Below are 20,161 nucleotides of genomic sequence, written 5' to 3' on the forward strand. Positions count from 1 at the left end.
CCAGGGGCAATCGCCCCTGGTTAATCATGATCAGAACGCGTAGTTCACGCCGACACCTGCGTAGTGGAAGCGATCGCTCTCACCTTCGTCATGGTTTTCCCATTCGTAGGCATATTCCAGCGTCATGGATAAACCGTTGTTAAAATCATAGGCGTACAGCATACCCAGACGGTTGAAATCATGTCCTTCACGCGTCGGATCGTCCTGCCAGTCCCAGTTTGACCAGCGATCGAGTCCCAGACGGGTATAAGGCGTTAACGTCGTCTGGCCTAACGAAATCGGCAGGTAGGCACGAATTTCCTGGGTAGAAAACTCGCCGTTATTACGTGAGCTGTCCATATTGAAGCCGCGCTCTAAATAATAATTTACTTTCGCAGAGAACGTTTCGTTGATGGTCCAGGTAAAACCGGTTTCGGTCTCGACGCGGCTGTCCGAATAACCGGTTTTTTCCAGATCGTTGGCAAACTGATACATGGCAAACCAGCCGCTAAAGCGCCAGTCGTCGGTTAATTTTATATCCCAGTCAGGCTGAACTTTATAGCGCTGCATATTAGCGCTGCCGTCTTTGGCGCCGTGTTCATCTTTAAAGTGATAACCATAATTGCGGAAGCCACCGGTCAGACCGAACGTAAAATCATCGGTGCCGATAAAGCGGTAGCGCAATTCAAATTCCGGGCGATCGAAATAGGTGCCACGCGTCATGCTGCTATAATCAACCGGCCCTTCCTGATACATTGCCAGAGAGATTGTCCAGGCATCCCATGTTGCATTAAACCATACGGAGGGTTCATATAATCCATCTTTATCGTCGCCCTGACCTTCGACGTTTTCAATTTCATACATGGCACCGATATTAAACGCCCACTGCTTTGCGGGTTCTGTTGCTTGCGCACAGCTAACCCCTGCGCACAGAACGAGCGCAGCACTTCTTAGTAGAGTACTCATTAAATATTCCCTTTATAATTAACAAACAAAAAAACCGGAAATTTGCATTTCCGGCAAACACCTTTCTTATCTAATAGCCGCTTCGGTATCGGCGTCGAAGAAATGGCACTTATTCATATCGAACTGAATTCCGATAGTATCTCCGGCTACGTAGTCATTGGCCGCGCCTGCGCGGACAACCAGTTCATGTCCGCCCACGGTGGCATAAAGCATAAATTCGGCACCGGTAAGCTCAGCGACGCTGACTTTCGCCGCGATATCTTCTCCGCTGCTCTGCAGGGTAAGAATGTCTTCCGGACGGATCCCGAAGACGACCGCTTTACGCTGGTAACCTTGCGCATTCAACTCGGCCAGCTTGTCCTCAGGGATCTCCAGACGCAGCGTTTCCGTTACGAAATAGCGATCGTCGATAGCGCCACGAATGAAGTTCATTGCCGGAGAGCCAATGAACCCTGCGACAAACATATTGGCCGGCTCGTTGTATACCTGCTTCGGCGCACCCACCTGCTGAATGATGCCATCTTTCAGGATCACGATGCGGGTCGCCATCGTCATGGCTTCCGTCTGGTCGTGCGTAACATAGATCATGGTGGTGTTAAGCTTCTGGTGCAGCTTGCTGATTTCGGCACGCATCTGCACGCGAAGCTTGGCATCAAGGTTGGATAACGGCTCATCCATCAGGAAGACGCCCGCTTCGCGCACGATCGCCCTGCCCAGCGCCACGCGCTGGCGCTGACCACCCGATAAAGCGCCAGGTTTACGCTTCAGGTATTCGCGTAGCCCTAAAATCTGCGCCGCCCAGTTCACGCGTTCTTCAATCACCGCGGGCGCTATTTTTTGCATTTTCAGGCCAAACGCCATGTTGTCGTAGACCGTCATATGCGGATAAAGCGCATAGTTCTGGAATACCATCGCGATATCACGCGATTTGGCAGGCACGTCATTCATGCACACGCCGTCGATAATCAGTTCACCCGCGCTGATCTCCTCAAGACCGGCAATCATTCGCAGCGTCGTGGATTTACCGCAGCCCGACGGACCGACGAAAACAATAAACTCTTTGTCTTCAATTTCGAGGTTGAAATCCTTAACCACGTGGACCTGGTTATCATAGATTTTCTGAATATGTTTCAGAGAAAGTTGAGCCATAATTTATTCCTTATCAATACGCCCGGGACGCCCAGAATTCTGTCAGGCATTTCCAGGTCAGTTCCCGCGTTGAATGAAGTTGTAATCCCGCATGGTTAAGGCCAGGCCCAATCCCGACCGACAGCATTCCTGCGGCGTTGATTGCTTCAACACCCGCAGCGGCATCTTCAATGCCAATCGCCTCTGCAGGACGCACGTTCAGCCCCGCACAGGCCGCAAGGAAGATCTCCGGGTCCGGCTTTGAACGGCAAATGCGGGAAGCATCAGCGCAAAAATCGAAGGCCTGATGAATGCCCAGCGCGTGCAAAATCCCTGGGGCATTGAGCGATACGGATGCCAGCCCAATCTTGACCTTCGCGGCACGGATCTCCGCCAGCACGTCGCGGATCCCCGGTAGCAGAGAATCCTGCGTCAGTGATGCCAGCGACTGGACGTAAAGCGCATTTTTTTTCGTCGCAAGCGCCAGGCACTGCTCCTCACTAAACATCCCCTCTTTTCCGCCGTGCTTCAAAATGCGCTGGAGGGAATCCATGCGGCTTATTCCCTTAAGCTGTTCGTTAAACACTTCGTCGAAGGTAATGCCAATTTCCTCCGCCACGGCACGCCAGGCCAGAAAGTGAAGATGCGCGGTATCGGTGATCACACCGTCCAAATCGAATACAACAGCCTTAAGCGTCATGTTGCCCCTCCGTGGTAGCGGTCCCAGATGCGGATACAGAAAAGTCCTTATAGGTGCAAACTTTTCGCTCCGATACATGCAGCGTTTTGCCCCACAGCGTCAGCGTGGCAGGCGCCGTGGTTTCAATGGTTAACACCTCGTTTTCATACGTGAAGTGCATTGCTGCGTTCCGCCACCGCAGCGGGAAAGCGAGTTTCTGCCAGTGAGCAGGCAGTTTTGGCGCGAGATGCAGTTCCCCTTCAATGATTTGCAGGCCAGCAAATCCCTGAATTGCGCCAGACCAGATCGCACCGGTTGCCGCGGCATGAATGCCCTCATCGCTGCTGTGCGGATCCTCGCCCAAATCAATGGCGATGCCATCGCGCCAGAAGGCATAGGCCCCCTGCGTATCACCGCAGCGCGCGAGCACAATCCCGTGAATGGCCTTGCTCAGGGAGGAATCATGGATCGTGCGTGGCTCATAGAACGCCAGATTGGCGGCGCATTGCCGTGGCGTAAACCGTTCTGGCAGCAGGTAGTTAAGCATCACCACATCGGCCTGCTTAAGGATCTGCATCTCGTTCACTTCCGCGCGGGAATAATCGAGCAGAATCGTCTGCTTGCCCGCTTTGGCTTTGTAACGGCTCAGATCGATGGCCGGTTTTGCCATGAAGGTATCATCCTGCGGGATCACACCGTCTGCATCGGCCTCCGGTAGCCATAAGCGCGCCAGGAACTGCGCAGCATTCTCCGTAAAACGCTCATCTTCACGCCCAAACATCGCCATAAACTGGCGCGCGCAGGCAACGTTGTGCCAGGCCAGATAGTTGGTGTAAGCGTTGTTGTTCACGTGCTCGGTGTATTCGTCCGGTCCGATCACATCATGGATTTCCAGACGACCATTGACGTCCGTTGCGCGTCCCATCCAGAACAAAGCCGTTTCCATCAGCAGCGTCAGGCCTTCGTTACGCATAAAGGCGTCATCATGCGTCGCCTGCCAGTACGCAACGACGGCCCAGGCAATATCAGCCACGATGTGATGCTCAGCAAGTGCGGAAGCCACCTTCTGGCGTACCCCGGTGCGGATGTTGATTGCCGCGAACTCCGGCGTCTCTTCCTCACCGCTTGCGGCGCTTTCCCATGGGAACAACGCGCCCGGCCAGCCGTTACGACGGGCTTTTTCCCGTGCGCCAGCCAGATTAAGCCAGCGATAGCGCAGCAGGCTGCGGGCAACCTGCGGGCGGGTAAACAGATGGAAAGGCAGCAGGAAAATTTCGGTATCCCAGAAGACGTGGCCTTTATACCCCTCTCCCGTCAGCCCCTTCGCAGCGATACTGCTTCGCTCATCATGGGCAGGCGTCATCGTGGTCAGGTGCCAGACCGCATAATCCAGCGCCATCTGATCCTGTTGCTCTGCGGAAGTCACTTCCACCCGGGCATCACGCCAGACCTCTTTCCAGGCATACCCTGAGCTTTCAAGCAATGCGTCGTAACCTCTTGCGGCAGAAACTTTGAGATCGGCCAGCGCGTTGCGCGCAAAAGACTCCTGTGACAGCGCTTTATCGCTGCGATGTGTCACCCAGACGATCTTTTCAAGCGTGACAGTGTCACCCTGAGCAATGGTCAGTGAATGATGTACGCTGAGACGCCGATTTTTGGCGGTGAAACAGCTGTCACTTTTCGAGGAGAGTTGGCAAAACGCCGAAACAACAACCTCCGACGCCCGGTCCTGCGTTTCATACACCCCCTGCATATAGTGCTGATCAAAGACCCTGACCGAGAGTTCATCCAGATGCTGTCTGCCGCTGTTCGTTTGCGTCGCATCAATGCCGGTTTTCAGCACGGCATGCGTGGCGGCATCAAGAGGCGTGATCGCGAGCTGCATAGCCACTAATGGCAACTGGTCCAGCGACACAAAACGACGACTCTCCAGCCGATAGCGCTTGCCGTCGGGCGAACGCCAGACAACGTTACGATGCAGTTCGCCGTTAGCGAAGGCCAGCTCGCGCTGCCACTCAAGAATTTCCCCAGCCAGGAGGGTGAAATTGACGCCGTCCAGCTCTACATCAATACCGGTGATATCCGGCAGATTGACCAGCTCGGTGGTCTCGTTGCGCCCCGCGCGATGATAAAGCCCAGCGAGATACATGCCTCTGATCTGCTGGGTGTACTCTTCTTCATGCGCAGCGCGAATGCCCATGTAGCCATTGCCGCATGCCATGATGGAGGCGTATTTATTCAGGCTGTGTGGACAAAAGCCCGGATCGGTTAATACAGAGACGTTCAGCATAGTGTTACGCTTTCCCCTGTTTCTGCGGATTCATAAAGCGCGCCAACAAGCTGCTGAATTACCAGTCCCTGTTCTGCATCGGCAATCATCACGGGCTCTCCCAGCACGTGACGTACGAAGGCATCCATGCTGCGCAGATGGCGCTGATCGTCCGCCTCTTCGCGCTGGGTAAGGGTTTCTAAAACACCGGCTTCGTCGTTGTAGATGTGCGCCGGGAACAGCGTTGCACCCGCCTTTTCACCGCAGAAAGCGACGTTCATGATCGACTGCTCGCGAATGTTAAGCGCAAAGGAGGTGTCCAGACGCAAAATGCCGCCGTTGCAGAATTCAATCGTGCCAAACAGCGCATCTTCCACGGTAAATTGCGCAGGATCCCACTCGCCAAACTGACCGGTGCTTTTACGGTTTCCCAGCCTCTGGAAGCTGTGCGCAGTCACCCGTTTTACCGCCGGGAAACCCAGGACATACATTGCGGCGTCGAGCATATGAATGCCGATATCAATAAGCGGTCCACCGCCCTGTAGCGATTTGTTGGTAAAAACGCCCCACCCCGGCACACCGCAGCGACGCAGCGCCTGCGCTGAGGTAAAGTAAACTTCACCGAGCGTTCCGTTCATTACCGCATCGCGCAGGAGTTGGGTATCCAGGGCAAAGCGATGGTGAAAATCATAGGCCAGGACTTTTCCTGCCTTGCGCGCCGCGATGCGCATCTCATCAGCCTGCAGCGGGGTCATCGCCGGGGGCTTTTCACACATCACATGGCAACCCGCCTCGAGCGCCGCCATCACATGTTCAAAATGGAACCGGTTGGGCGAACAGACGCTCACCACATCCGGTTTTACTGCCTGCAACATCTCGTGAGCGTCCTGCCATGCCGATGGAATAGCATAACGTTCCGCGAACGCCTGTGCCTGCTCAAGGCGGCTGTCCATGACAGCCACCATTTGAACATCACTGCGCGTGGCGTAATACGAGGCATGCACTTTGTCCGCGACCTGCCCGGCGCCAATAATGGCGACGCGCAGAGGCGAAGGTGTAGAAGCACTCATCACGCTCGTCATCCTTAGCATTCACGCAAATAAGTGAGAGAGTCCTGATAAGCCTTAGCCGGATCCTCGGCGCGAACACGGCATTCATACACCACGTATCCCTGATAGTTATCGGCACGCAGCTGATCGAACAGGCTGGCGAAATCGAGGCTGCCGCTGCCCGGCTGATAGCGATGGTTATCTGCAATGTGAACATGACCCAGCAGATCGCGGTTCTGATGCAGCGCGTCCGTCAGCGAGTCTTCTTCAATGTTCATGTGATAGAAATCACCGATGATCTGCACGTGCTTCAGGCCGTTCTCTTCGATATAACGACGCGCGTCTGCCAGGGTGTTGATCATATGATCCTGGTAGCGGTTCAGCGGCTCCAGGTAGACGGTGGTGCCGGTGCGCGCGGCCACCTCATCAAGCCAGCGCAGCGAGGCGCTTACGGCTTTGCGGTCACCGTCCAGGCTGCGTGGAGAGGTCATTGGCGGCAGACGGAAGGTAAACATGCCCCAGGCAGCAGGCACGATAATGCCCTTTCCGCCCACTTCCGCCAGCGCTTCCAGAATGCGTTCGATCTGCTGTAATCCGTTCAGACGGCGTTCTTCGATGAAATCACCGATCCAGCCATCGTACCCGCCACATGCTGTCGTCACCGGCAGGCCCGTGGCTTTGATAGCGGCTTTCACTTCATCGAGATTTTCCACCAGCAGACGGCCGTCAATTTCGTAGCCATCAAAACCCATCGCTTTGATGTACTCGAATTTTTCCATGATGTTGGTCGGGAAAAAGGCCTGGTTTTGTGTTGCGATCTTCATGATTTGCTGTCCTTAGCTTAAAAAGTGACGCCCATTTTGATACTGAGTTCCGGATGCTGATCGACATACTTCATATAGCTTTCCGGGCTGGTGGTGAAGGTGACGACCGGGTCGATCAGATCTTCACAGTTCAGATAACCGTTCATCAGCAATTCCCAGCAGGTCTCTTCGATACGCTTGCGGCTCCAGCGCGGATAGTCCGGGTTCGGTTCACTGCAGGCGCGGGAGAAGACAATCTTAGCGTTGTTAAAGTGTGCTTCGCGGCCCAGGTTGAAGCCTGCCGCAAACGGTTTGGCGAAGGCCACGTAGGAGATGGTGCCGCCGTAGGCGAGCCCGCGCAGCGCGGACTGCAGCGCATCCGCAAAGCCGCTGGTTTCGATGATCACGTCCGCGCCCTGCTTGCCGGTCAGCTTTTTAATTTCCAGACCGACATCGGTACCGATTGGATTCAGGCAGTGGTCCGCGCCGTGACGGCGAGCGATCTCACAGCGGTGTTCAATCGGATCAACGCCGATAACCACTGACGCACCGGCTTTTTTCGCCAGCTGAATCGCAATCTGTCCGATGGCTCCCAGACCGACCACGACAACAAAGTCACCCACACGGACGTTGGCATCTCGCACGCCACTCATGGCGAACTGCGCCGGATCGTAGCAAACGGCATTCTTCCAGGACGCGCCCTGCGGCATTTTACGCAGCTTATAGTTGTTTACCGCGTTAACAATGACCGTCTCCTGCAGCGGGCCGTAGCAGCAGACGCTGTCGCCGATCTGGTATTCCGTTACGTCTGCACCGCATTCAATAATGTCGCCAACGATCATGTTGCCCAGCTGGAACTTACCGAATTCGATACCGCGCGCAGCACCCTCTTCACGCGGCGTGAACATCTGCCACTCTGCGTTGAACTCTTCATCAATAAACGGGCTTGCCGCGCGGAAATCCACGACTTCCGTTCCGTGCTTCGGGGCGCCAAAGCGGGCGCGAATTTTCACTTCATGTGTTTCCACAGCACGGTCTTCATACTCCACCAGCGCCGCTACGCGTGGCGCTATCGCAACTAACTTCTTCATAACTTGCTCCTGATAAAAAATTGGCCGCCTTAGCCCTTGACGCCACCGGCGGTCAAACCACTTTTAATAAAACGTTCAGAGAGTGCGTACATGATGACCACCGGAAGCGCCGTCACCAGCGATGCCGCCATCATGCGACCCCAGATATAATCTGGCGTACTAAAGAGCGTGTTCAGCCCGACCGGCAGGGTAAAGTTGCTGGCGCTGGACAGGAAAATGGAGGCAAACAGGTAGTCGTTCCATGCCACCATGAAGCAGTAAACAAACACCGACACGAGACCGGAAATGGCCAGCGGCACGGTAATGCGGAAGATGATTTGCAGGCGGTTCAGACCATCCATCATCGCGGCCTCTTCTATTTCGTCCGGAATGGTGTCGAAATAGCTGCGCAGCATGAATACCGCCGTAGGCAACGTCTGGGTCACCATGGTGATGATCAGCGCCAGTTCAGTGTCGTAAATGCCGAGCGCGGTGATGATTTTGAACAGCGGCACCACCAGCAAAATCCCGGAGAACATATAGACGGTGTAGAAGCTCGCGTTGATCGTCGCACGTCCTTTAAAACGCAGCTTGGACAAGGCGTAAGCGCCCAGCGTGCCGAGAAACACCGCAATTACCGATGACGTCAGCGACACCACCATGCTGTTGCGGAAATAATCCACGAACGGGAAAATTAGCGGGTTAAAGATGTCAACGTAATGCTGAAGCGTCCACGCCTGCGGCAGAATAGTCGGATTCAGCGATATGGCCTCTTTCGCGCTCTTGAATGACGTCATCAGCATCACGAAGAACGGGAACAGCGTGATAATCAGAAATACCGTCAGCCCCAGATAGAAACCAATACGGCCCAGTATGCGTTTATTTGTTGCCATTGAGGTTTACCCTTTTTCTGGTCAGCAGAATGACGGCGAAGATGATCACAAACAGCACAACAGAAATGGCGGCTGCTTTGCCCAGATCGTTGAATGCAAAGGCAGTTTTATAGAGATACACGCCCAGAATATCGACCTTCGTGGTCAGCAGATAAACATCCGCAAACATGTAGAACATCCAGATGGTTCGTAGCGTCACCACCGTTGCCAGTACAGGCATGATGGCGGGCAACGTGACGATACGGAAACGCTGCCAGGCGTTGGCTCCGTCCATCTCTGCCGCTTCATACAGCGATTTATCAATGGTCTGCAAAATCGCCAGGAATGAGATAAAGGCATACGGGAAGTAGCGCCAGATGGCGAATAGCACCACCAGCACGAAGCTGCTGCCAGGGTTGTCGAACCAGAGCGGCGCCTGGTCATACAGATGCAGCAGATCGACGCCCAGATAGTTCACAATGCCGTAGCCGTTGTTGAACATGTATTTCCAGGCAAATACCAGGGAAATAGAGGGCGTCACGTAGGATAAAATCACCAGCGAACGCGCCGTCTTCCGGAGACGAAACTCACGGTTAAAGAAGATGGCGACAGCAAGCCCCAGCCCGGTGCTGCCGAGCACGACCAGCGCCGTATACCAGAACGTCATCCACAACGAGTGCCAGAACGCAGCATCCCCCAGAATACGGATATAGTTATCCAGGCCAACAAACACCGCATCAATACGCGGGTTAAGCGGCAGGCGTAAGAAACTGATTTCAATATTGGAAATCATTGGCCAGGCCACCAGGCCCCCCAGCAAAATCAGGCTGGGGGCCAACAGCAGCATGGCGAAAGGCATATCTGAACGACCAGAAAACAACGTCTTCATAATTTCCTTCCGCAGAGCGCTCCTATCGTTGTGAAATCAGGTCAGTCAGTCGCGTCTGGCTCTTGCTAAGCGTTGCGCTGAGATCTTGTTTACCCACGGTGACGTTATGCACCATGGAGCTGATAATGCCGGACCCTGTCACATCGCCCATGCGCGTGAAGTTTTTGTCGCCGACAGCACCAAACACCTGTACGTTCGGGAATTGGGCGATCAGTTCATAAGGCAGTTGCCCAAACGCTTTAATCACCTCGTTGTTTTTCCAGGTATCCGTTCCTACGACCAGCGTGTTCACCGGCAGCGCCGCGCCCGGCGACATCATGACCCAGTCGGTTGCGTTTTGAGCCTGCTCCATCCACGTCACAAACTTTTCAGCCGCTTGCGTTTCTTCTTCGGTTTGTCCGCTGGTGATCGTCAACGAGGTGACCATGCCATAAACGGCAGAGGACTTTTCTGTCGGGACAACGAAGCCAAGGTTGGCAGGGTTACCATCCTGGAATACCGCTGGCAGGATGTAGGTGGAATAGACGGCCATCGGTGCAGAACCGTTCATGAAGGCATCTTTGATCTCCATGACGTCGTTCGAGCCCGGCATGGTGGTCGCGGCCAGCGCTTTATAGAACACCAGTGCTTTCGCCATTTCAGGGGTGTCAATTTCAACGTTTCCGTTGGCATCAAAAACGTTCGCGCCGCCGGAAAGCGCAAACTGGGAGAACGCCTGCTCGGTCATGACGCTTTCCGCGGTGGGCAGCGCAATACCGTAATGTTTGTTGGCCGGGTCGTTAAGCTTCTGGCTGGCTTTCAGCAGCTGTTCCCAGTTATGCGGTTCCTGAATACCCGCAGCGGCAAGCACATCTTTGTGATACCAGACGCCGGACAGCCAGGCGCTCATCGGCACCCCTGTCCAGGCTGTGCCGTCTTCAGTACGCACAACGCGCAGGATCCCGTCATAGAAGGTCTTTTCGCCTACCGCTTCAATGGCTTCACCGATAGCCTTGCGATCCAGCAGTTGTTCCTTATCCATGACTTTCGCGTAATCATGGCTGACTTCAATCACTTCAGGCAGCGCGCCCGTTCTGGCGAGCGTAATCACTTTGGTGTTGTAGGCATCTTCTTCCACCGGCACCTGCTTCACCGTAATGCCGGGGTTTTCTTTCTCGAATTTTTCGATCAGTTTCGTAATAACCGCCTGGCGCTCCTGCTCTACTGACGAGTGCATGAACTCAATGGTCACAGCAGACGCTTTATCATCTTTACAGCCTGATAACAGGGCGCACGAAACCAGTGCTGATAACAGCACAATTTTGGGCATTTTCATTTTAGGGTCCTTTTTAGTTTTCTTTAATCCACATAACCTGCCATGGATTGAGGGTCAGCTCTTTACCGCTAACAGCTTGTCCTGATAGTAATTCCATACCAGTAAGCGTGTCCCCATAAACGGTATGAACGTTATTACTAAAATTAAACAGGGCTGTAATTCTCTCACCGTTATCAGCCACGCGAACAATTTTAAGAATTTGTTCATCCAGTGATTCAAAAAATGCCTGGGCATCAGGGTGAAACGCACTTTCCCCACGACGAATCGCAATAAACTCGCTTAAACGGGAATAAATTTTATGACGAATGCTATTTTTATTATTAAGTTCGAGATCAACCTGACCTGCGGTATATTTCTTGCGGTTTATCGCGCGGTTATAGCCGAGGCGCTCGACCCCTTCATAATCGTTACGGGAGCCAAGAATACTTTGAATATACACGGCAGGTACACCTGGGAAACTTAACAGCACCGCATGCGCCAGAATAAAGCGCGCAATGCGTTCATCATCTGAACTGTTTTGCGCGCTTAACGCGTCAAGATAGGTCACATTAATTTCGTAAGGACTGCGCGTACCGTCAGGATTATTTTTCCAGTTGACCAGCGCCCCTTCCTGCTGAAGTTTCTCAACCAGTGCGAGGATTTCTGATTCCGGCAGAATGCCGCGCAGTGGGTTCAGACCGATACCGTCATGAGACGCCAGGAAATTGAACCAGGTCGTTTTTGTTGAAGGCAGCGCCAGCGATCCCGCCCACTGACAGAGAGCGTTAACATCCTGACGGTGCACTGCATGCAGCACCAGCGGCGGCAAGGAGAACTGGTAGACCATCTGAGCTTCATTTTCACCGTCACCGAAATAAGAGATATTGTCCTTATGCGGAACGTTCGTCTCAGTAATGATCACGGTACCCGGCGCCACGGCCTCGGTAATAGCACGGAAAAGCTGGATAAGGCAGTGAGTCTGTTCCAGATGGATACAGCTTGTTCCAGGGATCTTCCACATAAATCCGACGGCGTCCAGACGGATATAACGCGCCCCTTCCGCCAGGTAATGGAGCAGCACGTCAACCATTGCAATCAGCACCTGAGGCGAGGCGAAGTTAAGATCGATCTGGTCATCGCTGAAGGTGGTCCAAAGATGACGCACGCTGCCATCATGCAGCGTAAACGGCGTCAGCAACGGTAATGCGCGAGGACGCGTCACCGCAGATAAATCAGTTTCTGGATCGACAGCAATAAAGAAATCTTCGTAGCCAGGTTTCTGCGCAAGATAATTAGCAAACCATTCACTTTTTGCTGACATATGGTTGCAGACGAAATCAAACATTAAGCTGGCAGACTGTTTTAAATCAGCAACGTCTTGCCAGGTCCCGGTTTCAGGCGCAACGTTGTGGTAATCAATAACGGAAAATCCGTCATCAGAGGACCACGGATAAAAAGGTAAAAGGTGGACATGGGAAAACGTGCGAGCAAGCCACTCATTATAAAAGCGGGTAAATACCGGCAACGCTTTCTCCCCTTTCGCGGAGAACTGATCGGCGTAGGTGATCAGAACAACGTCTTTTTCATCCCAGCCTGATTTACGCTTTTCTGTAATATCAACAGCAGCTTGTTCAAGCTTTGTTAATAACACTTTAAAATGTGCTTCAGAAAATGATTCACCGTAAATATGATTGATAAGTTTTTTAATTTTTGCGTTCACATTATTTTCCATGGTAGCGGTCCCACGAGGGGCAATCTACTCCCCTGAAAAATATCTGTCAACGAACCGGGAGGCTGAAAAACGCAATTACAAAGCAGCTCTGTGCAGTAATGTGAGCTGCCGCAAAGAAAGTGAGGGAAAGGGATGAAATGTCGTTAGCCCTTCCGGGGAGAGAAAGGGCTAACGCGAGCGTGAATTATCGGGATAAGTAACGGCGTGACAGCCGCTTTGCCGCTTTTTGCAACAGAGGTTCAAGCGCCACGGCCAGCAACATTCTGACCGGCTTGCGGGCAACAGATTTGATCGCCCAGCCCGCCACACCTGCCGGGCCGTAACGTAACGCCGTCATCAGAACCAGTTTACCTGCGATTTTCAGGCCGGGTTTTACCTTCTGACCGGCCTGTTGCCAGTTTTTCTTCATGTATATTCTCTCTTAAAGCTGACGAAAACGACTTCTCAGCGTAAAGGTATCGGATGTGACATAGCGTTCCATTTCACGTAACCGCTTCTCCCCTTCAGCCAGCCGATCGTCAACCGCATTGAGAAGATCATTACTGGTAGGCGCGCCTTCCGCAGCCAGTTCGCCTTCCGGCATCGGGTCAAGTACAAACGACAGCACGATGTAGGCCACGAAAGTGATAAACGCCAGGCCGAAAAATATCGACAGCACCGTGACCACACGAACCAGCTTTACCGGAACGTCGAGATAATGGGCCAGCCCGGCGCAAACGCCGCGCACCATGCCCTGCTGTGGAATTCGCCACAATTTTTTGTTCAGATTCAGTCCTGACATTAACGGTCCCTCCAGTTAGGATGTTCTGCATCCAGGATTGCTTCCAGCGCCTGAATGCGATCGCGCATCTTGTTAGCCTGGTCGGTAAGCTGCGCAAGACGTTGTTGTTCACTCTGGGATAAATCGTTCCCTGAAGAACGGTTGCTGTAGTGCAGCCATAGCCAAATCGGCAAAACAAACAGCACGAAAATCGTCAGGGGAATGGCCAGAAAAAGCGCGCTCATGTGTACTCCTTGTCGTCGGATGCTTAGCGGCACGCTCAGGTGCCGCAACATTATTATTGGTTATCTTGCTTCATTTTGGCTTTCAATGCCGCCAGCTGCTCGCTGATTTCATCGTCCGCTTTCAGATCGGCAAACTGTTGATCCAGCGACTTTTGCTTACCGATGCCGTGGCTCTCTGCTTCCGCTTCCATCTGGTCGATACGACGCTCGAATGACTCAAAACGCGCCATGGCCTCATCCAGCTTGCCGCTGTCCAACTGACGACGCACGTCGCGGGAAGAGCTTGCCGCCTGATGACGCAGGGTCAGCGCCTGCTGACGCGCGCGGGTTTCGCTCAGTTTATTTTCGAGCTCACCAATCTCTTTTTTCATGCGGGTGAGCGTGTCTTCCACCAGCGTGACTTCATGCTCAAGCGTAGCGATCATGTCCGCCAGCTTCTGCTTTTCAATTAACGCTGCGCGAGCAAGATCTTCTTTATCTTTGCGCAGGGCGAGTTCCGCCTTTTCCTGCCATTCATTGAGCTGAGCGGTGGCCTGCTCAATACGGCGCGTTAACTGTTTTTTCTCAGCCAGCGCACGGGCGGAGGTAGAACGCACTTCAACCAGCGTGTCTTCCATCTCCTGAATCATCAGGCGCACCAGCTTCTGCGGATCTTCTGCTTTCTCCAGCAGTGAGTTGATGTTGGCGTTCACGATGTCGGCAAAACGAGAAAAAATACCCATAATCAAATCCTCATAGTTCTGTTATCGGGCTATGCCCTGCTGTACTGATAATACAATTCCCGTGCCAGTTTTTTATCTTATTGATTTTACACGGTGTGATTGATTTTTATTCACCACAGAACTATGCTGACCTGGTGAATATCGCTAAGGAGTGGTTAATTTCATCATGGCTCAATACAAAGATAACTTACTCGGCGAAGCCAACAGCTTTCTTGAGGTGCTGGAACAGGTCTCTCGCCTTGCGCCGCTCAACAAACCGGTGCTGATTATCGGCGAGCGCGGCACGGGTAAGGAACTGATTGCTAACCGTCTGCACTATTTATCCGGACGCTGGGACGGCCCCTTCATTTCTCTAAACTGTGCGGCGCTGAATGAAAACCTGCTCGATACCGAGCTGTTCGGCCACGAGGCGGGCGCGTTTACCGGCGCTCAGAAGCGCCATCCGGGACGTTTTGAGCGCGCCGACGGCGGCACCCTGTTCCTTGATGAACTCGCCACCGCGCCGATGCTGGTGCAGGAAAAGCTGCTACGCGTGATTGAGTATGGTGAACTGGAGCGCGTCGGCGGCAGCCAGCCGCTGCAGGTTAACGTGCGCCTGGTCTGCGCCACCAACGCCAATCTGCCGGAGATGGTCGCGGAGGAGAAATTCCGTGCCGATCTGCTTGACCGCCTGGCCTTTGACGTCGTTCAGCTTCCGCCCCTGCGCGACAGGAGAAGCGACATCATGCTGCTTGCTCAACAATTTGCGATTCAGATGTGCCGCGAGCTCGGTCTCCCTCTTTTCCCCGGCTTCAGCGATCATGCGCGGGAGACGCTTCTGGCCTACCGCTGGCCGGGAAATATCCGCGAACTGAAGAACGTTGTGGAGCGTTCTGTTTACCGCCACGGCAGCAGCGAGACGGAGCTGGACAATATCATTATCGATCCTTTTCAGCGCAATGCGCCGCCGGTTTCCTCCCCGTCATCGTCAGGCGATACTCCCGCGCTGCCCCTTGATTTGCGTCAGTTCCAGCACGAGCAGGAGCAACAGCTGCTGGAGCAAAGCCTGAAGGCGGCGAAATATAACCAGAAACGCGCGGCCGAACTCCTGGGCCTGACCTACCATCAGTTACGGGCATTGCTTAAAAAGCATCAAATGCGCTGACAATATCGGCACTTACCCGCAGACATTTTTACGAAGCAGGCGTAAGTGCGATACACTTTGCAGATCGAACCTAAAAACCTTAAAAATTATGCGTCTGGTTTTATCGTCCTTTTTTGCACTCGGTCTGTTCAGCGGCCTGGCGTTTGCTGCGCCCGGGCAGTCTACGCAGCCTGACATTCGTGACAGCGGCTTCGTCTATTGCGTAAGTGGCCAGGTGGACACCTTCAACCCGCAAAAAGCGGGCAGCGGGCTGATTGTGGATACGCTCGCCGCGCAGCTTTACGACCGTCTGCTTGATGTCGACCCGTACACCTATCGCCTGGTGCCTGAACTTGCGGAAAGCTGGGAAGTCCTGGATAACGGTGCAACCTACCGTTTTCGCCTGCGCGATGATGTCGCGTTTCAGCGTACGCCGTGGTTTACCCCTACGCGCAAGCTGAACGCGGATGACGTGGTCTTCACCTTCCAGCGTATCTTTAACCGTAACCACCCGTGGCATAACGTTAACGGGGATAATTTCCCCTATTTCGACAGCCTGCAGTTTGCCGACACCGTTAAAAGCGTGCGCAAGCTGGATAGCCGGACGGTTGAATTTACGCTGACGCGCCCGGATGCCTCCTTCCTCTGGCACCTGGCGACCCACTATGCGTCCGTTATGTCCGCCGAATACGCGGCGAAGCTGACGAAAAAAGATCGTCAGGAGCTGCTCGACCGCCAGCCGGTCGGTACCGGTCCATTCCAGCTGGCCGAATACCGCGCGGGGCAATATATTCGCCTGCAACGCCACGAACATTTCTGGCGTGGTACGCCGCTGATGCCGCAGGTGGTGGTCGATCTCGGGTCTGGCGGAACGGGACGGCTCTCGAAACTGCTCACCGGGGAATGCGACGTGCTCGCCTGGCCCGCTGCCAGCCAGCTCACCATTTTGCGCGACGATCCGCGTCTGCGTCTGACGTTACGCCCGGGGATGAACATCGCTTATCTGGCCTTTAACACCGATAAGCCGCCGCTGAACAACCCTGCCGTACGTCACGCTCTGGCGCTGGCGATCAACAACCAGCGTCTGATGCAGTCGATCTACTACGGCACGGCGGAAACCGCCGCCTCAATTTTACCGCGCGCCTCGTGGGCCTACGACGGTGAGGCTAAAATTACGGAATACAATCCGGCAAAAGCGCGTGAACAACTGAAAGCGCTGGGCGCGGAAAACCTGACGCTCCAGCTTTGGGTGCCCACCAGCTCCCAGGCGTGGAACCCGAGCCCGCTGAAAACCGCTGAACTGCTGCAGGCGGATATGGCGCAAGTGGGTGTAAAGGTGATCATCGTACCGGTTGAGGGCCGTTTCCAGGAGGCGCGCCTGATGGATATGAATCACGACCTCACCCTGACAGGCTGGGCTACCGACAGTAACGATCCGGACAGCTTCTTCCGGCCCCTGCTGAGCTGTGCTGCGATAAATTCGCAGACCAACTACGCCCACTGGTGTAACCGGGAGTTCGACGCCGTGCTGCAAAAAGCGCTCTCTTCCCAACAGCTGGCCTCGCGCATTGACGCTTACGATGAAGCGCAAAAGATACTCGCTCAGGAACTGCCGGTGCTTCCGCTGGCCTCTTCCCTGCGCCTTCAGGCCTACCGCTATGATATTAAAGGCCTGGTGCTGAGCCCGTTCGGCAACGCCTCGTTCGCCGGCGTATCGCGTGAAAAAGAACAAGAGGTGAAAAAACCATGATTATTTTTACCTTGCGTCGGCTCCTTTTACTGCTGGTGACGCTCTTTTTCCTGAACTTTGTCGGCTTCAGCCTGAGCTATTTTACGCCGCATGCCCCGCTACAGGGCTCATCGCTGTGGGATGCCTGGCTGTTCTGGTTTAACGGTCTGCTGCACTGGGATTTCGGCGTGTCGAGCATCAACGGGCAGCTTATCTCCGAGCAGTTGAAGGAGGTGTTCCCGGCCACGATGGAGCTGTGCATTCTGGCCTTCGGCTTTGCCCTGATGGTAGGTATTCCCGTGGGCATGCTGGCCGGGATCTACCGCAACAAATGGCAGGATAAGTTTATCAGCGCCCTTGCCCTGCTCGGCTTCTCTATCCCGGTATTCTGGCTGGCGCTGCTGCTGACGCTGTTCTTCTCGCTGACGATGGGTTGGCTACCGGTCTCTGGCCGTTTTGACCTGCTCTATACGGTTAAAACGGTAACGGGTTTTGCCATCATTGACGCCTGGCTGTCCGATTCCGTCTGGCGCCATGAGATGATCGTCAGCGCCCTGCGTCATATGGTACTGCCGGTGCTGACGCTGGCGGTTGCGCCGACAACCGAGGTGATCCGCCTGATGCGCCTGAGCACCATCGAGGTGTTTGAGCAGAACTATGTCAAAGCTGCCGCCACGCGCGGATTGTCGCGCCTGACCATATTGCGCCGCAACGTCCTGCACAACGCTCTGCCGCCGGTAATTCCGCGCCTGGGGCTGCAGTTTTCCACCATGCTTACGCTGGCCATGATCACCGAGATGGTCTTTAGCTGGCCCGGGCTGGGACGTTGGCTGATTAACGCCATCCGTCAGCAGGATTATGCTGCTATCTCAGCGGGTGTGATGGTGATTGGTTCGCTGGTCATTATTGTTAACGTGTTGTCCGATATTTTGGGTGCGATGGCTAACCCATTGAAGCATAAGGAATGGTATGCCTTACGATAACGTTTACAGTGAAAAGCGCACGCCCGGTGCGCTGCGTACCGTGTGGCGAAAGTTCTATGGTGACACCACGGCAATGATCGGCCTTTATGGCTGCGCCGGTCTGGTATTGCTTTGCCTCTTTGGTTCGTGGTTTGCGCCTTATGGCATCGATCAGCAGTTCCTTGGCTATCAGCTGCTACCGCCTTCCTGGTCACGCTACGGCGAAGTCTCATTCTTCCTCGGCACTGACGATCTCGGACGCGACGTATTGAGCCGTCTGTTAAGCGGGGCAGCCCCGACGGTGGGCGGCGCGTTTGTCGTGACGCTCGCGGCGACGCTCTGTGGACTTGCGCTCGGTATTTTCGCGGGCTCCACGCATGGCCTGCGCTCGGCGGTGCTGAACCACATTCTGGACACGCTGCTGTCGATTCCGTCTCTGCTGCTGGCAATCATTGTGGTTGCCTTTGCCGGTCCGCATCTGTCGCATGCCATGTTCGCCGTCTGGCTGGCTATCCTCCCCCGCATCGTGCGCTCGGTTTACAGCATGGTGCATGACGAGCTGGAAAAAGAGTATGTCGTTGCGGCCCGTCTGGACGGCGCGACGACCTTCAATATTCTGTGGTTTGCCGTTCTGCCAAACATCGCCGCCGGGCTGGTCACCGAGATCACCCGCGCGCTGTCGATGGCGATTCTGGACATCGCTGCGCTCGGGTTCCTCGACCTCGGCGCGCAGCTGCCGTCCCCTGAATGGGGTGCGATGCTCGGTGACGCGCTGGAATTGATCTACGTGGCGCCGTGGACGGTTATGCTGCCGGGGGCGGCGATTATGGTAAGCGTGTTGCTGATCAACCTGCTGGGCGATGGTATTCGCCGTGCAATTAACGCGGGGGTGCAATAATGCCGCTTCTTGATATTCGCAACCTCACCATTGAATTCAAAACCGGTGAAGGCTGGGTTAAAGCCGTCGATCGCATCAGCATTACTCTCGCCGAGGGCGAGATTCGCGGGCTGGTGGGTGAATCTGGTTCGGGAAAAAGCCTGATCGCCAAAGCTATCTGCGGCGTGGCGAAAGACAACTGGCGCGTGACCGCCGACCGCATGCGGTTCGACGATATAGACCTGCTGCGCCTCTCCCCGCGCGAGCGTCGCAAGCTGGTCGGCCATAACGTCTCGATGATTTTCCAGGAGCCACAGTCCTGCCTCGATCCGTCCGAGCGCGTAGGCAAACAGCTGATGCAGAACATTCCCGGCTGGACCTATAAAGGCCGCTGGTGGCAGCGTTTCGGCTGGCGCAAGCGCCGCGCCATTGAGCTATTACACCGCGTCGGGATCAAAGACCATAAAGACGCGATGCGCAGCTTCCCGTATGAGCTGACCGACGGTGAATGCCAGAAGGTGATGATTGCCATCGCCCTGGCTAATCAGCCGCGTTTGCTGATTGCAGATGAACCCACCAACGCGATGGAGCCGACCACCCAGGCACAAATTTTCCGCCTGCTGTCTCGCCTGAACCAGAACAATAACACCACCATTTTGCTGATCAGCCATGACCTGCAAATGCTCAGCAAATGGGCGGATAAAATTGACGTGATGTACTGCGGGCAAACGGTCGAAACTGCCCCGAGTGAGGAGCTGATCGCCGCGCCGCACCATCCATATACGCAGGCGCTTATCCGCGCCATTCCTGATTTTGGCAGCGCCATGCCGCACAAGAGCCGTCTGAATACCCTGCCCGGAGCGATTCCGCTGCTGGAATCGTTGCCGATAGGCTGTCGTCTGGGGCCGCGTTGTCCGTATGCTCAGCGTAAATGTATCGAAACGCCGCGCCTGACCGGCGCCAAAAATCATCTTTACGCCTGTCATTTCCCGCTGAACATGGAGAGAGAGTGA

20 protein-coding genes are annotated in these 20,161 nt (G+C 54.6%); 5 read left to right on the forward strand and 15 right to left on the reverse strand.

All coding sequences use genetic code 11. The features are described 5' to 3' along the window. Positions 1-30: 30 nt before the first annotated feature. The 15 genes from DG357_RS12725 to pspA all read right to left on the reverse strand — a co-directional run bounded on the left by DG357_RS12725 (position 31) and on the right by pspA (position 14,457). Entirely contained in the window at positions 31-945 is a 915-nt protein-coding gene (locus DG357_RS12725) for an OmpG family monomeric porin (RefSeq protein WP_088205575.1), read from the reverse strand. A gap of 66 nt (positions 946-1,011) precedes the next feature. Next, positions 1,012-2,094, reverse strand: a complete 1,083-nt coding sequence (locus tag DG357_RS12730) for an ABC transporter ATP-binding protein (RefSeq protein ID WP_041909689.1) — start codon at positions 2,092-2,094, stop codon at positions 1,012-1,014. Positions 2,095-2,107: 13 nt separating this feature from the next. Then, positions 2,108-2,773 carry a beta-phosphoglucomutase gene (pgmB, locus tag DG357_RS12735; RefSeq protein ID WP_045260648.1) on the reverse strand — a complete coding sequence of 222 codons (666 nt, stop codon included), beginning with the start codon at positions 2,771-2,773 and terminating at the stop codon, positions 2,108-2,110. Beyond that, positions 2,763-5,042 (reverse strand): glycoside hydrolase family 65 protein, encoded by a 2,280-nt coding sequence (locus tag DG357_RS12740; protein ID WP_088205576.1) that lies wholly within the window; start codon positions 5,040-5,042, stop codon positions 2,763-2,765. Before DG357_RS12740 ends, pgmB begins: the two co-directional genes overlap by 11 nt. Next, positions 5,036-6,094 (reverse strand): Gfo/Idh/MocA family protein, encoded by a 1,059-nt coding sequence (locus DG357_RS12745; RefSeq protein WP_088205609.1) that lies wholly within the window; start codon positions 6,092-6,094, stop codon positions 5,036-5,038. The genes DG357_RS12740 and DG357_RS12745 overlap by 7 nt, the downstream gene beginning before the upstream one ends. Positions 6,095-6,105: 11 nt before the next feature. Beyond that, entirely contained in the window at positions 6,106-6,894 is a 789-nt protein-coding gene (locus tag DG357_RS12750) for a sugar phosphate isomerase/epimerase family protein (protein ID WP_045260650.1), read from the reverse strand. Positions 6,895-6,911: 17 nt separating this feature from the next. Then, positions 6,912-7,964, reverse strand: coding sequence for a zinc-dependent alcohol dehydrogenase (locus DG357_RS12755; RefSeq protein WP_088205577.1), 1,053 nt, complete (start codon positions 7,962-7,964; stop codon positions 6,912-6,914). Between the two features lie 29 nt (positions 7,965-7,993). Then, entirely contained in the window at positions 7,994-8,836 is an 843-nt protein-coding gene (locus DG357_RS12760; protein WP_049001105.1) for a carbohydrate ABC transporter permease, read from the reverse strand. Beyond that, entirely contained in the window at positions 8,823-9,704 is an 882-nt protein-coding gene (locus tag DG357_RS12765; RefSeq protein ID WP_028013373.1) for a carbohydrate ABC transporter permease, read from the reverse strand. The genes DG357_RS12760 and DG357_RS12765 overlap by 14 nt, the downstream gene beginning before the upstream one ends. 22 nt (positions 9,705-9,726) lie before the next feature. Further along, entirely contained in the window at positions 9,727-11,019 is a 1,293-nt protein-coding gene (locus DG357_RS12770) for an ABC transporter substrate-binding protein (RefSeq protein WP_049001102.1), read from the reverse strand. 13 nt (positions 11,020-11,032) lie between these two features. Next, complete coding sequence (locus DG357_RS12775) at positions 11,033-12,730, reverse strand: sugar phosphorylase (RefSeq protein WP_047368689.1); 1,698 nt, start codon at positions 12,728-12,730, stop codon at positions 11,033-11,035. Positions 12,731-12,914: 184 nt separating this feature from the next. After that, positions 12,915-13,139, reverse strand: a complete 225-nt coding sequence (gene pspD / locus DG357_RS12780) for a phage shock protein PspD (protein WP_028013376.1) — start codon at positions 13,137-13,139, stop codon at positions 12,915-12,917. A gap of 12 nt (positions 13,140-13,151) precedes the next feature. Further along, entirely contained in the window at positions 13,152-13,511 is a 360-nt protein-coding gene (gene pspC / locus DG357_RS12785) for an envelope stress response membrane protein PspC (RefSeq protein ID WP_028013377.1), read from the reverse strand. Next, entirely contained in the window at positions 13,511-13,735 is a 225-nt protein-coding gene (gene pspB / locus DG357_RS12790; protein ID WP_028013378.1) for an envelope stress response membrane protein PspB, read from the reverse strand. The genes pspC and pspB overlap by 1 nt, the downstream gene beginning before the upstream one ends. A gap of 53 nt (positions 13,736-13,788) precedes the next feature. After that, positions 13,789-14,457 (reverse strand): phage shock protein PspA, encoded by a 669-nt coding sequence (gene pspA, locus DG357_RS12795; protein WP_028013379.1) that lies wholly within the window; start codon positions 14,455-14,457, stop codon positions 13,789-13,791. Positions 14,458-14,608: 151 nt separating this feature from the next. Here pspA and pspF point away from each other — a divergent pair, with 151 nt between their 5' ends. The 5 genes from pspF (at position 14,609) to sapD (ending at position 20,161) form a co-directional block, all read left to right on the forward strand. Continuing rightward, complete coding sequence (gene pspF, locus DG357_RS12800; RefSeq protein WP_162497080.1) at positions 14,609-15,601, forward strand: phage shock protein operon transcriptional activator; 993 nt, start codon at positions 14,609-14,611, stop codon at positions 15,599-15,601. Positions 15,602-15,689: 88 nt separating this feature from the next. Then, positions 15,690-17,330: an ABC transporter substrate-binding protein SapA gene (gene sapA / locus DG357_RS12805; protein ID WP_028013381.1), complete on the forward strand. Its 1,641-nt coding sequence runs from the start codon at positions 15,690-15,692 to the stop codon at positions 17,328-17,330. Beyond that, positions 17,327-18,292, forward strand: coding sequence for a putrescine export ABC transporter permease SapB (gene sapB, locus DG357_RS12810; RefSeq protein WP_041909670.1), 966 nt, complete (start codon positions 17,327-17,329; stop codon positions 18,290-18,292). Before sapA ends, sapB begins: the two co-directional genes overlap by 4 nt. After that, positions 18,279-19,169 carry a putrescine export ABC transporter permease SapC gene (gene sapC / locus DG357_RS12815; protein WP_028013383.1) on the forward strand — a complete coding sequence of 297 codons (891 nt, stop codon included), beginning with the start codon at positions 18,279-18,281 and terminating at the stop codon, positions 19,167-19,169. The genes sapB and sapC overlap by 14 nt, the downstream gene beginning before the upstream one ends. Then, positions 19,169-20,161: a putrescine export ABC transporter ATP-binding protein SapD gene (gene sapD, locus DG357_RS12820; protein ID WP_028013384.1), complete on the forward strand. Its 993-nt coding sequence runs from the start codon at positions 19,169-19,171 to the stop codon at positions 20,159-20,161. The genes sapC and sapD overlap by 1 nt, the downstream gene beginning before the upstream one ends.

The sequence above is a fragment of the Enterobacter bugandensis genome (genome assembly GCF_900324475.1).
GTDB classification, from domain to species: domain Bacteria; phylum Pseudomonadota; class Gammaproteobacteria; order Enterobacterales; family Enterobacteriaceae; genus Enterobacter; species Enterobacter bugandensis.

Coding starts and splice junctions, on each gene's coding strand:
- pspA (WP_028013379.1), bottom strand. CDS start 14,457: ATGGGTATTTTTTCTCGTTTTGCCGACATCGTGAACGCCAACATCAAC.
- sapC (WP_028013383.1), top strand. CDS start 18,279: ATGCCTTACGATAACGTTTACAGTGAAAAGCGCACGCCCGGTGCGCTG.
- DG357_RS12765 (WP_028013373.1), bottom strand. CDS start 9,704: ATGAAGACGTTGTTTTCTGGTCGTTCAGATATGCCTTTCGCCATGCTG.
- DG357_RS12770 (WP_049001102.1), bottom strand. CDS start 11,019: ATGAAAATGCCCAAAATTGTGCTGTTATCAGCACTGGTTTCGTGCGCC.
- DG357_RS12760 (WP_049001105.1), bottom strand. CDS start 8,836: ATGGCAACAAATAAACGCATACTGGGCCGTATTGGTTTCTATCTGGGG.
- pspD (WP_028013376.1), bottom strand. CDS start 13,139: ATGAAGAAAAACTGGCAACAGGCCGGTCAGAAGGTAAAACCCGGCCTG.
- pspB (WP_028013378.1), bottom strand. CDS start 13,735: ATGAGCGCGCTTTTTCTGGCCATTCCCCTGACGATTTTCGTGCTGTTT.
- pspC (WP_028013377.1), bottom strand. CDS start 13,511: ATGTCAGGACTGAATCTGAACAAAAAATTGTGGCGAATTCCACAGCAG.
- DG357_RS12755 (WP_088205577.1), bottom strand. CDS start 7,964: ATGAAGAAGTTAGTTGCGATAGCGCCACGCGTAGCGGCGCTGGTGGAG.
- DG357_RS12740 (WP_088205576.1), bottom strand. CDS start 5,042: ATGCTGAACGTCTCTGTATTAACCGATCCGGGCTTTTGTCCACACAGC.
- DG357_RS12725 (WP_088205575.1), bottom strand. CDS start 945: ATGAGTACTCTACTAAGAAGTGCTGCGCTCGTTCTGTGCGCAGGGGTT.
- pgmB (WP_045260648.1), bottom strand. CDS start 2,773: ATGACGCTTAAGGCTGTTGTATTCGATTTGGACGGTGTGATCACCGAT.
- sapB (WP_041909670.1), top strand. CDS start 17,327: ATGATTATTTTTACCTTGCGTCGGCTCCTTTTACTGCTGGTGACGCTC.
- DG357_RS12730 (WP_041909689.1), bottom strand. CDS start 2,094: ATGGCTCAACTTTCTCTGAAACATATTCAGAAAATCTATGATAACCAG.
- sapD (WP_028013384.1), top strand. CDS start 19,169: ATGCCGCTTCTTGATATTCGCAACCTCACCATTGAATTCAAAACCGGT.
- sapA (WP_028013381.1), top strand. CDS start 15,690: ATGCGTCTGGTTTTATCGTCCTTTTTTGCACTCGGTCTGTTCAGCGGC.
- DG357_RS12775 (WP_047368689.1), bottom strand. CDS start 12,730: ATGGAAAATAATGTGAACGCAAAAATTAAAAAACTTATCAATCATATT.
- DG357_RS12750 (WP_045260650.1), bottom strand. CDS start 6,894: ATGAAGATCGCAACACAAAACCAGGCCTTTTTCCCGACCAACATCATG.